The sequence below is a fragment of the Ruegeria atlantica genome, assembly GCF_013032505.1.
GTDB lineage: Bacteria > Pseudomonadota > Alphaproteobacteria > Rhodobacterales > Rhodobacteraceae > Ruegeria > Ruegeria atlantica_F.
This window is the reverse complement of the sequence record NZ_WQCG01000002.1, coordinates 368,277-382,040: the sequence shown is the minus strand read 5'-3', so window position 1 is coordinate 382,040 and position 13,764 is coordinate 368,277. Positions and strand designations below refer to the sequence as shown.

The window sequence follows — 13,764 nt, the reverse complement described above, 5'->3', positions numbered from 1 at the left end:
CCCGTCTCAAATCGACACATATTGCTATGATTGGGCTAGCAGACCACAATGGTATTCAGTACCTCATTACCCCTCATGGGCCGCGCCGCTGTAAACGCGTCGAATACCAGTGTCACACGTTTGTATTGCAAGTCATGCAAAAGGCGCGTCGACCAACATATTGAAAGGATCCGAATGACCTCCTCCAGCCACTTTTTGATGTCTCGTCGCCAGTTCCTTGCCACAACGACCGCCAGCGCCGCGGCAATCACTCTGCACCCGTTTTCGGCCGCTGCCGCTGACAATCAGGCGCATCTGCGGATCATGGAAACAACCGATATCCATGTGCATGTGTTCCCTTACGATTATTACGCGGACAAGCCGCGCGATACCGTGGGCCTGTCGCGCACGGCATCGATCATCAACGATATTCGGTCCGAAGCGACCAACTCGTTGCTGGTAGACAATGGTGACTTTTTGCAGGGAAACCCGATGGGTGATTACATCGCCTATGAACGCGGCATGAAGGAAGGCGACGCCCACCCAATCATAACCGCCTTCAATACAGTCGGCTATGACGCTGCGACCTTGGGCAATCACGAATTCAACTACGGCTTGGATTTTCTGGAAAAATCGCTCGCTGGCGCTGATTTCCCTGTCGTGTTGGCCAACGTAGCCAAAGAACAAGGTGCAGGGCCACGTGATGATAAGACCCTGGTCAAGCCTTACGCCATTCTGGACCGGGAAATTGAAATGGGCGACGGCAGCAAGCATCCAATCAAGGTCGGCGTCATTGGCTTTACACCACCTCAGATCATGAATTGGGATCGCAAGCATCTGGAAGGCAACGTTCAGGCCCGAGACATTGTCGATACTGCGAAAGCCTATGTACCAGAAATGCAAGAGCAAGGCTGCGACCTGATCATCGCCCTGTCGCATTCGGGTATCGGTGAGGCAGACCACACCGACGGGATGGAGAACGCCTCAGTCGCGCTGGCTGGCGTCGATGGCATCGACGCGCTGGTCACAGGCCACAATCACCTGGTCTTCCCTTCGCCCACCTTCGCGGATCGTCCAGGCATCGACGTCGAAAAAGGCACGCTGTTGGGTAAACCTGCGGTCATGGGCGGATTCTGGGGCTCGCATCTGGGCCTGCTAGACCTACTACTGGAACGCAGCGGAGACGAATGGCGCGTCGTCACAACGACATCCGAGGCCCGCCCGATCTCAAAGCGCAACGAAGACCGCTCGATCACCGCGCTGGTTGGCGACGACCAGACCGTTCTGAATTCGGTTGCCAAAGATCACGACGAAACACTGGCATATGTGCGCCGCGCCGTTGGCAAGACGTCTGCGCCTTTGCATAGCTATTTTGCGCTCGTCGCGGATGACCCGTCGGTGCAAATCGTGTCGATCGCGCAAAAGTGGTATGTCGAAGAGATGATGAAGGGCACCGAACACGAGGGGCTGCCAATCCTATCGGCCGCTGCCCCGTTCAAGGCCGGTGGCCGTGGTGGACCAGAATACTATACCGACGTCCCAGTGGGCGATGTAGCCATCAAAAACGTAGCTGACCTGTACCTCTATCCAAACACTGTGCGGGCGGTTCGCGTGAACGGCGCGCAGGTCCGGGGCTGGTTGGAGCGTTCGGCGGGTATGTTCAATCAGGTCGAGCCCGGCTCAGCTGACGCAATCCTGCTGAACCCGGAATTCCCGTCCTATAATTTTGACGTAATGGACGGCGTGACCTATCAGATCGACCTGTCCCAGCCTTCGCGCTTTGGGCCAAAAGGTGAAGAGTTGCACCCCGACGCCGCGCGGATCGTGAACCTGTCCTTCAACGGCACTCCGATTACCGACGATATGGAGTTCATCATTGCCACCAACAATTACCGCGCTTCGGGCGGTGGCTCATTCCCGGGTGCGATGGGTGACACGATCGTCTTCGAGGCGCCGGATACCAACCGCGACGTCATCGTACGTTACATTGTCGAACAGGGTACGATCGATCCAAAAGCCGACGCCAATTGGTCTTTCGCCCCACTCGCGGATACTACGGTTCTGTTCGAAACCGGACCAAAGGCCCGCGACTATATGGACGATGTCAAAGGGGTGTCGATCGAAGATGCCGGCGAAGGCTCCGATGGCTTTGCCGCGTTCCGCATCAAACTATAAGCCAAAGAGGTTTTCTAAAGGCCGCCGTCTTTTCCAGAGGGCGGCGGTCGCTCACTACAGAAGAACGGTTGTTTAACTCCGAAATCCGGGTTGCTGTGCATTCAGTCAAGCTCGCCGCTTTCTGACATCAAAATAGCCAGCGGTCGCGTGGAATGGATTTGCGACAAGATGATCATCACAACGGCGGTCAACGGTATTGCCAGTATGGTGCCTGCCAATCCCCACATCGCAGTCCAGATCGTAAGGGAAAACAGCACCATGAACCCGCTCAGGTTCACCGAGTTCCCGACCAATCGGGGCTCAAGAAAATTTCCGACAAACAGCTGCGCCGCCATAAGCGCGCCCAACGCGACAACTGCGTGCCAAATACCACCGAATTGCACGAGGCTGAGCATGACGGGAAACAGGACACCCACGATAGAACCCAGATACGGAATATAGTTCAGGAGCCCAATCAAAATGGCCCAGAACATCGCGAATTCGATCCCAAGCAACAGCATGATTAAGTATGAGATCACGGCCAGGATGACGTTGATCAGGGTCTTGGCGCTCAGGTAGCTGCCGATTTTCTGGTTAATCTGAGCGACGATTTTCAGCGACCGGTCTGCTGTTTCAGCATCACCCAGCGCCTTTCGAACCTTTTCCGGCATGTCATCCAGATCGGAAAGGATGAACACGATATAAAGGATCGTCATCATCAAGACCGTGCCGAAACCCTGCACCGTAGACAGCGTTCCCTGCACAAATCCCAGGATATTGAACTTGCCAGCAAGCGTCTGTTCGATCGTGGACCAATCCGGCAGTTTTTTAACGCCCAGCATGGCCATTACCGAGTCAAGCAGCGCCTTCAGGTTGGTTTGATACTGTGGGATGTTCTGTGCGACTGCTTGTGCGTTTGCCTCAAGGAATACTCCGATCAGAACCAACATCAGAAAGATGGCAAGCAGCGCAAGCAAACGGCGGCCTCTGCGCGGAATGTGTCGCAACCCTGGAACACGGCCGATTGTCGAAGCGGTCGAGTCCAGAATGTAAATCCCGATAATGCCCAACAGGACCGGTAGAAAGATGCTTTTGCCCAGCACAAGTAGCCAACCGATGACGAACGCGACGATCAGGCCAGATGCAAGTTTTGTCACGTTAAACTGCAGGATATCTTCGCTTTCGGTCGGACGCATGGTTCCTTTTGTGCCGGGTTCAAGTGCTATATTCAACTTTTATTCACGCAGATTGGACACCTTAAGCGCGGTGACGGCTGCCCGGTGCAGGAGGTGTTTCGCGACCGCCGGCAAAACACTGCGCGATCGACATCCATTCCGCAGCAACCGGCCCCTCTACCTTCAGCGATGTATCCGCAATGTTGCGTGTTTGGGCTGATACCTGCGCGAACTCCACCGCAGATCCTGTTATCCGGTTGACCCCTTGTTCACCGAACTCCCACAAGGCTCCGGACGGTGCGGTCAATTCCAATCGTGGCATCGCCTCTGGTACGGGTTTGCCGTTGACCTGATAGGCCCAACCAAACGTGTTAATCCCCAGAATGACGATGTTTTTTATCCGGTCCCGTTCGACGCGCTCTATGCCAAGAATATCAAAAACCTCTTGTCCATGCGCCCATGTTTCCATCTGACGGGCGGTCATTGACGAGCGCACCGACATATCCGGGCCGGCCCATTTCACCCGGTGTTTGGGGTTGAGATCAGCCCACCGTTTGCCAATGTCCGTGTAAAGTGCCCGCCACGCTTCGCGCAGCTCGTTCCCACGCAGCAAGATCGCTTTATTTTCCGCCGCACGTAGCCCTTCAGCCTTTGCTTGGGTGAAAAGTGCCCCAATCCGTGCAGTAAACGCGTCAGGGTCCTGAAGCGACAAATCGGCCATTTGGTTCCAATAGTGCAGGTGCACCAGAACGTCGTTCAACGTCCATCCCTTGAATTGGGTTTGGGTGGACCATTGGTCGCCCGAAGCATCGGCCAGAATGGCAAACAATGCCTCGCTTTCTTCCAGAAAATCGGTTGCCTGTTGCACTGCGTCTTCCTTCGATCTTGTTTTGGCTGTCTTCGATGGGTCTGGATGCCTTTGGAGAGAGGCGACAGCCGATTCACATCCAAATCCATCTACGTTTCATCAATCTCGATCAATACATCCCCCGCATTCAACTGCTGGCCAACCTCAACATGGACAGAGGTGACGACCCCATCAACGCCAGCGGTGATCTGGTGCTGCATTTTCATGGCTTCGAGAACAGCCAACCGATCTCCCTTGGACACGTTCTGACCCGGTTTCGCGGACACCTCGACCAAGGCGCCCGGCATGGGGGCGGTAACGCGGCCGCCAGCAACGGGTTCCGCACCCAGCGCACCCGGGCGCAGGCGTCTAAAAATCAAACGTTCGGGGCCAATGGCGATCTGGGCTGTGTCGTGCGTTATGTGTGTGGCGGCATCTACGGTCTGGGCATTTATGCGCGCGCGAACCTTTCCGTTGTCACACTTGGTGCACGAGACATCATACGAGTCGCCATAGACCCAAATCGTCCACCCACCCGGGCGGGCGAGTGCGCGCGTTTGTATCTCCGTGTCTCTATAAGCAAACGTCGTAGCAAACGGCGGCAACGCCGCACTGGCCCAACCAAGCTGGTCGGCTGAGACATAGCCCGCCGTTGCCCTGGCACGGGCCTGATCCGCATCCAACAACAGCGCTGTCGCCAATGCGATGTCTCGGGCATTTACTTCGTACGCAGGAAGGCCTTCGGGATAAGTCCGATCCAGAAACGTTGTCGTTGCTTCGCCGGAGATGAAGAATTTGTGCTGTAAAATATCGTCCAAAAACGGTGCATTCGTTACCGTTCCCAGCAAAATGGTTTCTTTCACAGCCATAACCAGCCGCGTGCGTGCCGTTTCGCGGGTTGGGCCATGCGCAATGATCTTTGCGAGCATTGGGTCATAGAAAGGAGATACATCTTGCCCTTGTTGGATACCTGCATCCACACGCACACCGTGGCCGGATGCAGCTTGCCAGAAATCAATTGGGCCGATTGCCGGAAGAAACCCGTTCGCGGGGTCTTCGGCATAAAGGCGCACTTCGATGGCGTGGCCATCCAGGGTGATGTCTTCTTGGGAGACTGAAAGTGCGTCACCTTGTGCGACTGAGATCTGCAGCGCCACAAGATCAAGGCCCGCGACCATTTCGGTAACCGGATGTTCAACCTGCAGACGGGTGTTCATTTCCAGGAAATAGAACGTGCCGGATGGTTCCAGAAGGAATTCCACGGTTCCGGCGCCGCAATAGCCCACAGCACGGGCGGCCTCAATCGCCACAGCCCCCATTTGGGCACGCAATTCTGGCGTCATGGCCGGGCTTGGGGCTTCTTCGATAACTTTCTGGTGGCGGCGCTGAACCGAGCACTCTCTTTCGCCCAGATGAATCACGTTCCCATGCCCATCGGCAAAAATCTGAAATTCGATATGGCGCGCATCGCTGATCGCTTTTTCAAGGATCAGCCCGCCGGATCCAAAAGCGCTCTCGGCCTCAGATCTTGCGATTGAAATCGTCTCGGGAAGTGCCTCAGCGGACTGGACGAGACGCATCCCGCGCCCGCCCCCTCCTGCTGCGGCTTTAACCATGATGGGGAAGCCAATTTTGCAGGCTTTTGCTGTCAAAGCGGTATCAGATTGTTCATCGCCTTCATACCCCGGCACGCAGGGCACACCGGCATCTGTCATCAGGCGTTTGGCAACGGCCTTGTCGCCCATCAGCCGGATTGCCTCGGGTTCGGGTCCGATAAAAGTTAGGCCCGCAGCGCCAACTGCCGCCGCAAACTCTGCGTTTTCGGACAAAAACCCGTAACCCGGGTGGATCGCCCCTGCCCCGGTTTCCTGCGCGGCCTCAATGATCTTTTCAGCTTTCAGGTAGCTGTCTCCGACCGGTCCTTCCCCGATCCAAATCGCTTCATCGGCAAGGTCGACATGCGGGGATTGTGCGTCAGCGGTTGTGTAAACTGCCACGGTGCGCAGTCCAAGCGACCGGGCAGTTCGCAGGATACGCACCGCGATTTCACCGCGGTTGGCAATCAGAAGCGTATCAAAAGTCATGCCTCAACCCCTGCCGTTCTTTGTTTTGGATGGGAACTTCGCGAATTGTTCAGCATGGTCAGAACCTGTGCACCCCGTACGAACTGGGTTTGACCGTCCGCGCACGACCTTCAAGGCAGGTTTCAAGGCAAAAGCCCAGCACACGCCGTGTGTCGCGCGGGTCAATTACGCCGTGATCTATGCACCGACCCGAGGTGTAGAACGCATTCTCCTGTTTGGTGAAGTGCTGCGTAATTGCTGCTTTTTGTGCGGACAACTTGGCTTCGTCCGGATCAATCCCCTTCCGTTTGAACCCAGCCCGCGCGACCATTTCCATCGTTCCGGCTGCCTGCTCGCCACCCATCACACCCGTTGCTGCATTGGGCCACGCAAACAAGAAGTCCGGGTCATAGGCATAGCCGCACATTCCATAATTGCCCGCACCGAAACTTGCCCCGATATAAAGCGTGATCTTTGGCACGTTAACCGAAGTGACGGCCTGAATCATCTTGGCGCCATGTTTGATCATGCCGCCCTGTTCATATTGCGTACCGACCATAAAACCCGTTATATTGTTCAAAAAGATCAGTGGGATATCAGCCTGTCCGCACAACTGAATGAACTGCGCGGCCTTGTTTGCCCCGGCGGGATCAAGTGGTCCGTTGTTTCCTAGGATGCCCACGGCGATACCGTTGAGCACGGCCTGCAAACAAACCGTCGCCGGACCATAACCGGGTTTGAAATCCTCAAAGTCCGAGCCATCCACGATACGTGCAACAACTTCGCGGACGTCATAGGGAACACGGTAATCGGTTGGAACAAGACCCGCGATCTCATCCGCATCGTATTTCGGCGGCTGTACCTCTTTGCTGCGACGCACGGGCAAAGATTTGTTCCAATCTAACCGAGCCATTACGTTCCGCGCGATTTCGATTCCGTGCGCATCGTCCTCGGCCAGGTAGTCGACCAGCCCAGATGTGCTGGCGTGCATCTCGGACCCGCCCAGATCGCGGTCATTTGCTTTTTCACCTGTCGCTGCGTGGACCAGCGCGGCCCCAGCTAGTGCAGCCATACCATTATTCTTTACGCCAACCACATAATCCGCAAGACCGGGCATATAGGCCCCACCGGCGGTTGACGGGCCGTGTAGTACTGCAATGTTGGGCAAGCCAGCGGCCGAATGGCGGGCAAGGTTGCGGAACAGTTTTCCGCCATTGGCCCAGAACTCGACCTTGTATTCCATCAAGTTTGCGCCGGCGCTTTCGACAAGATGCACGAATGGCAGGTTCTGTTTCCATGCCATGTCCTGCGCGCTCAGGAATGCTGCGGCCGACATTTCGACCATTGCACCAGCCTTTATCCCCGCATCATCGACGATAATCATGCAACGCACACCGGAGACAAAGCCGATACCGACGAGGAGCGACGCGCCCGGAACAGATTGTTCCGGATCATCGACATCGACGCAATAGCCTGCCAAACCATGCAGCTGTAAAAAAGGCATTCCAGGATCCAGCAACTGGGCCAGTCGGTCACGGGGTGTGATCTGACCCCGGGCCTCCATCCGTTCGCGCCGTTTTTCTGAAAGGGCGATTGGACGTGCTTCAAGTGCGCGCATCTCATCGACCAGCGCCAGCATATCGGCCCGGTTTTTCGCAAAGACCTCAGAGTCGCGGACGATCTGGCTGACAAAACCCATCAGACGCCTCCTTGTTCGGGGTGTACGAATAACTCTGCCGGAATCTTGATCGGTGTGGCCAGCAATATCTGAGAAAAGCTTTTACCTTGTGCATCATTACGCAGGGAAGCTATGCCGCCGCCACCCAGCGCATTGTTCAGCAAAATGTTCATGGAATGCGTACCGGGCAGATAGAAACGATCGACCCTGCCACACAGGGAGTCAGAGAATACGTCTGCCAGCGATGCTTCGGTCAGCGCTGCCCAAATGTAGGGGAGATATGCTGCATGGCGCGCAATAACCCCGATGTTAGCAATATCGCCTTTGTCGCCAGACCTTGCCCATGCAAGATCTTCTAAGGGGTGTGTGACCCACTTGTCTACGCTTTCATTGGCCGGTTCCGGCGCTTTGATCCCAACAGGCACTGGCTCTTGCGGGTAGGTCTTTGGCGGTGTGTAAGCGATGCTCTCGCCGTCCATCGTCACACGAAGGTTTACAGTGTCCGCGGGCACCAGAAAGGAAAACAGAGCGACAACCGGCGAAGGTTTTGGCCGCCCTCCCCCAGTAAATATATGCAGTCCCGGTGGTGCAGCCAATGCAGCCCCGGTGATCTCACGCAAGAAGACACCAACGGCGCGGGGATCGTCGTGCTTCACAGCCGCTTTAAATGAGATCTCTTCGTATTCGCTCGTGCCGGGCCGTCCGCCGAAAGCCTCTACAGACACCTCACGATAATCGGGGGCACCCATTCGGTGCAGTACAGCGCGTGCGCGATCCAATCCCGCTTGGGCAAATGCATCCGATTTTTGTCGTGCGTCGCGCCCGTTGATCAGAAACGTCATTCCCGCGCGATACCCATCTGCCCAAGTGGCAGACACCTTTAGCTGCCCAGTCGGTGCGCGGCCTTTTGCGCCCGAGACGATTACTTGGTCCGGCGTTGATTGTTCGATCCTGACATCGGAAAAGTCGCAAACCACGTCCGGCAAGACATACGCTCGTGGATCGCCGATCTCATACAGCATCTGTTCACAGACCGACGCAGGGGTCACACATCCGGTCGTACCTTTCGGCTTTGTCAGGGCGATTTTGCCATCATCGCTGATCTCTGCGATCGGATAGCCAATTTTGGCGATGTCACCTGCCAATTTCCAGTCCGTGAAATTGCCTCCGGTCGCTTGGGGACCACATTCCAGAAGATGCCCCGCCAGCGACCCGGCAGCCAAAAAATCATGGTCTTCGTGCCGCCAACCGAAATGAGACATACAAGCGGCCAGCGTTAGTGCGCTGTCGACGCAACGGCCTGTGATGACTATATCAGCGCCTGCCCGCAGCGCCGCCAATATTGGCCCCGCACCGATATATGCATTGACCGAGGCGATTTTCTCAATCGGCGGCATGGGCGCACCGGAGAACATCTCGGTCCGATCAGCGAACTCAGCCGCATGGGGCAGCAGATCGTCGCCTTCGACAACTGCTATTTTCAAGTTCAATCTCAATTCAGCAGATTTGCCCCGCAACGCATCGGCGCAAGCTTTTGGGTTTACACCGCCTGCATTTGACAACACCTTTACGCCGCGCTCGGCGATTTTGCTCAAGTTTTGAGCCATAACTTCTGAGACGAAATCGACCGCATAGCCCTTTTCGGGATCTTTCAAGCGCGCGCGAGCCATGATCGACATGGTGATTTCGGCGAGGTAGTCGTAGACCAGAAAGTCAATCTGTGGGGCACGCAGCAATTGCTGTGTTGCATGAGCGGCATCCCCCCAAAACCCGCTTGCTCCTCCGATCCGCAGAGAATGTGTCACGCCACGTCTCTCCCGTTTTGGCGCGATCTGCAGTTTACAGACCGACTGTTCTGTTTTTATGATTTGCCGATCACGCTGGTCAACGATGATCTGCCACAGCGACGCCACGGAAGATGACGGAAACGATTCAAAAGAAACCCTCGGTCCAGGATCAAAGATCCCGGGATATGCAGGCAAAAATCTGCAATGCCACGGTCACGTGCCTTGATCAGATGGGATATGCAGAGACAACCTTTGCCAAGGTGCAGGCCAAAGCGGGTATCTCGCGTGGCGCAATTACGCATCATTTCCCTACGAAACAGGCTCTGGTCGCTGCGACCGCCTTGCAGCTGCTGAGCAAAGCGCAAATCCCGCCAGGGTCTCAGGATCGCGCACCTCAGCCGGTTTATGATCTGATCATGTCTGCCTGGGCCAATATCGTAAATTCCGCAGGCGGGCGCGCCATAGTCGAAATTCTGGTTGCTTGCCGTACCGACGCGGAACTGTTCGGACTGCTCGAACAAAGCCTGAGAGATTGGGACAAATCGAACCTGAGCCTGATCTCAGCCCGATACGCCAGCATATCGGGCGACCGTGATGATACCGCGCTTTTGTGGAGTATCACTCGAAACTTCCTGCGCGGCTTGCTGTTACATGAGAAATTTGTGTCCTCGCCGGAATACCTGACTCAGATGATGGATCGCTTTGCCCGCATGATGGAAAGCCAGCTTCAGCCCGGGCCGGAACATTACGTCGAGGAGGTCGAATGACACTGCCATCCCCTTTCATGACCCCGGAACGTGACGCTTTTCGCCGGAACTTTAGTCGCTTCGTCGACACTGAAATCAAACCTCACATTGACCAATGGGAGGCAAATCGCGGCGTCCCTTGGGAACTGCATGCCGCAATCGCCGAGTTTGGGGTCTTCGGCTTTGGGATTGATGAGAAATATGGTGGTCTGGGTTTTGACAACGCGTTCATGCGCCATGACTACAGCGAAATCCTGTTTGGCTGTGGTGCATCCGGTATCGGTGCCGCAGTCGGCGGGCGTACGATTTCAATCAGTCCAATTGCAAGATTTGCTTCGGAAGAATTCAAACTGAAGGTTCTGCCCGAGATTATCTCGGGACGCATGATGTCGGCGCTTGGGATCACCGAACCGGGCGCAGGTTCTGACGTGGCCAGTATACAAACCCGAGCCGAGCGCAAAGGCAGTAAGTGGATACTGAATGGGGAAAAAACCTATATCACCGGAGGGATGGATGCCGAATGGTTTGTGATTGGCGCCCGTACTGGTGGTCCTGGATTGACCGGTATCTCTTTGTTTTTGGTCCCTCATAACGCGCCCGGGTTCAGCCGTACACCGTTAGGTGGCAAGATGGGGTGGCATAGCTCACAGCAGGCGACACTACATTTTGATTGCTGTGAGTTGGATGCAAACGCGCTTCTTGGGCCCGAGAACAAGGGCTTCGTAGCAATCATGGACAATTTCAACTTTGAACGGCTTGGCCTGACGTCCGCTTCGTTAGGCATGATGAAATTGTGTTTCGACAGCGCGCTGGACTGGGCTCGCGAACGTGAGACATTCGGAAAACGGCTGATCGAACATCAGGTTATTGGCCACAAGTTTGCGGAAATGTCCGCCCGAATTGAAATGAACGAGGCATATATCGAACGCATCTGCTGGGCGATTGAGCAGGGCCTGATGCCCGTGGCTGAACTTGCCAAGGCCAAGGTGCAGGCCACCACGTCGCTGCAGTTTGTTGCATCCGAGGCCATGCAGATCTTTGGTGGTGCCGCCTATATGCTGGGCAATCCGGTCGAACGCGTCTGGCGCGAGATTAAAATCATGGCGATTGGTGGCGGATCCGAAGAGATAATGCGCGATTTGGCGGTGCGCCAAATGGGGTTAGCGGGGCAATAGCTGCTTTTTTAAGCCCTAAACGGGCATCGCCAAGCTGAAGAAGTCGCCGTCAGCGCCACATCAGCCAAATTCCTTGCGCCGCAACTACTCTTTAAAAGCAATGTGAGATTGAACAATCAATTTTGACAACTTACATAAAACCAGACTTACCATGCGAGGGTATTATGGATATCTGGTTTTTTTGTTGGGCTTGGCCTGTTCATATGGGCCGTTCGTGATTTGGTTTTTGGTTCGACCTACATGTGGGAACGGGTCATTCGGGCAGAAAACCCAGGAACATATTGGGTATGCGTGCTGGTTTGGCTTGCCGTCGCAGCGGCAGTTTTATTCACGTCTCCCACGATCTACTACCTGTTCTCATGACGACACGTCTCATTCTAAGCGGCATGTAACCCGCATTTTGAAGCCATAGCGATCTGGGTTGTCGCCCCAGTTGCACCTGAATAGAAATTCGCTGAACGGTAGTGCATGAGTGCTCAGAAGCCGAAATTCAGTCGACCGTCGAGAACAAGGCTTAGACTTTAGCCAAATGCCGTGTTCAGCCGGACCGCAAAGCGAAAACCCTTGGGAAAAGTTTGGTGCGGGTGGAGGGACTTGAACCCCCACGCCTTGCGGCGCCAGAACCTAAATCTGAATCCTAGGGATTTTTCGGGGTAAGTTGTGACATTTTCCAGAATAGGTCCGCGATATTTAAGCCATTACTTTTTAGTCATATTTTAAGTTTTCTTGGGCTTTGCCTTGCTTTCGCCGAATTCTGCTACCAAACCTGATTTTTGCGATATGCGCGTAGCAGGATTGTAGCAGAACCACATTTTGGAGGAAAAGTTGGGGGACAGGGTCAAACTAACCAAAGCGGTGATCGACCGACTTGACCACGAGAAAGACGGACAGTGGGTCACGGACACAGAGGTACCGGAACTATTGGTCAGGCTAACGCCTACCGCTAAGACCTTCGTTGCCCGCTGGACGTCCAAGATAGACGGAAAGCGCAAACAGGAAAAAATCGAGAAGGTTGGAACAATAAGCGTTGCCGAGGCTCGCGACCGTGCCCGCAAGCTGGTCGCAGATGACAACTTTTCGACGGTCGAAACCTTGGCGGACGTCTTTAAGGTTTGGAACGAACACTATTCGTCGCTGATAGGTGAGCGACACGCCAACGACATGCGCAGCGCGTGGGTAAAGCACATCGGGCCAGACCTAGGCAAAACGAAGCTGTCCCGCCTCAGCAACGCCACCCTGCAAGAGTGGTACAACAAGAAACTGCATGAACATCCGTTGACCCCGTCCGGAAAACCACGCGCCAAACCGTACTCGCCGGACACAGTACGGCGATGGGTCTCATATGTTTCGAAGCTATGCACCATTGCGCGAAAACGAGGCGACATGATTGCGAACCCCGTCGAGACGGTGGAAATGAAAGCACGAACTGTGCGTGTCGCGGTCTTTACACGCGAGGACATGAAAAACTTGGCCGACCATATAAAAGTGGCGCAGGATGACTATCCTGTGGGGGTCGCCTTGCTCCGCTTTTTGATGATCTTCCCGTGTCGGGGAGAAGAAGCACGAGAAATGGAATGGGCAGACCTTGATCTAGACGCGGGAGCTTGGACCATTCCCGCTGAACGCTACAAGACGCGGCAAGACAAAGTGTTTCCTCTCGGGCCGCTTCAAATTGACCTTCTGCGTTCCCTGCCCCGCTGGTCGGACAAGTACGTTTTTCCAAGACCGTCTGCCTACGGCATCGGGAAGACCCGGAAACCATTGAACAAGCCCGCCGACGAACTTCCGGTGACGAAGAATCATCAAATATTGGTTTGGAAAAAAGTCCGCCCGAAACCGTTGGGGGCGCATACACTGCGCAAAACACTGGGCACGTTGTATCTCAACGATGGAATGCCGCTCGAAGTGGTCTCCAAGCTTCTCGGACACTCAAATACCCAAACAACACAAAGAGCCTACGCCCATTTGTCCCCCTCGACCGCAGCAAAGTATTTAGCGATTTGGAGCGGGATCGTTGAAGACGATGAACCGCAAATGGACGGCGACGATGAAATGCTTGCCATGCTTAGGTTTCAAGCCGCGCTATCTGACGCTGGTCGCCGGTGAAGAAGCTCGCGCCGAGCTTCAGCCTCGGCAAATGAGGATTGCGCCAAGCATGTT

General features: G+C 55.2%; 9 protein-coding genes. 4 read left to right on the top strand and 5 right to left on the bottom strand.

The features are described 5' to 3' along the window. Positions 1–174 precede the first annotated feature (174 nt). On the top strand, positions 175–2,154 hold the full coding sequence (locus GOW92_RS08850) for a bifunctional 2',3'-cyclic-nucleotide 2'-phosphodiesterase/3'-nucleotidase (RefSeq protein ID WP_170559957.1): 1,980 nt from the start codon (positions 175–177) through the stop codon (positions 2,152–2,154). Between the two features lie 101 nt (positions 2,155–2,255). Here the strand turns inward: GOW92_RS08850 and GOW92_RS08845 are convergent, their stop codons facing one another. The 5 genes from GOW92_RS08845 to GOW92_RS08825 form a co-directional block, all read right to left on the bottom strand. Next, the gene (locus tag GOW92_RS08845; protein WP_170559955.1) at positions 2,256–3,365 is read right to left on the bottom strand and encodes an AI-2E family transporter; all 1,110 of its coding nucleotides are present in this window, start codon (positions 3,363–3,365) and stop codon (positions 2,256–2,258) included. Between the two features lie 25 nt (positions 3,366–3,390). Then, positions 3,391–4,176, bottom strand: a complete 786-nt coding sequence (locus GOW92_RS08840; protein WP_170559953.1) for a TIGR03084 family metal-binding protein — start codon at positions 4,174–4,176, stop codon at positions 3,391–3,393. A gap of 89 nt (positions 4,177–4,265) precedes the next feature. Further along, positions 4,266–6,239, bottom strand: coding sequence for an acetyl-CoA carboxylase biotin carboxylase subunit (locus tag GOW92_RS08835; protein WP_170559951.1), 1,974 nt, complete (start codon positions 6,237–6,239; stop codon positions 4,266–4,268). A 58-nt stretch (positions 6,240–6,297) separates the two neighbouring features. After that, complete coding sequence (locus GOW92_RS08830) at positions 6,298–7,917, bottom strand: acyl-CoA carboxylase subunit beta (protein ID WP_170559949.1); 1,620 nt, start codon at positions 7,915–7,917, stop codon at positions 6,298–6,300. Beyond that, the gene (locus GOW92_RS08825) at positions 7,917–9,701 is read right to left on the bottom strand and encodes an acyclic terpene utilization AtuA family protein (RefSeq protein WP_170559947.1); all 1,785 of its coding nucleotides are present in this window, start codon (positions 9,699–9,701) and stop codon (positions 7,917–7,919) included. Before GOW92_RS08825 ends, GOW92_RS08830 begins: the two co-directional genes overlap by 1 nt. 113 nt (positions 9,702–9,814) lie before the next feature. Here GOW92_RS08825 and GOW92_RS08820 point away from each other — a divergent pair, with 113 nt between their 5' ends. From GOW92_RS08820 to GOW92_RS08810, 3 genes are all read left to right on the top strand, one after another. Continuing rightward, positions 9,815–10,450 (top strand): TetR/AcrR family transcriptional regulator, encoded by a 636-nt coding sequence (locus tag GOW92_RS08820; protein WP_170559946.1) that lies wholly within the window; start codon positions 9,815–9,817, stop codon positions 10,448–10,450. After that, entirely contained in the window at positions 10,447–11,604 is a 1,158-nt protein-coding gene (locus tag GOW92_RS08815; protein ID WP_170559945.1) for an acyl-CoA dehydrogenase family protein, read from the top strand. The genes GOW92_RS08820 and GOW92_RS08815 overlap by 4 nt, the downstream gene beginning before the upstream one ends. Before the next feature lie 1,092 nt (positions 11,605–12,696). Continuing rightward, positions 12,697–13,710 carry a tyrosine-type recombinase/integrase gene (locus tag GOW92_RS08810; RefSeq protein ID WP_170559944.1) on the top strand — a complete coding sequence of 338 codons (1,014 nt, stop codon included), beginning with the start codon at positions 12,697–12,699 and terminating at the stop codon, positions 13,708–13,710. Positions 13,711–13,764 lie beyond the last annotated feature (54 nt).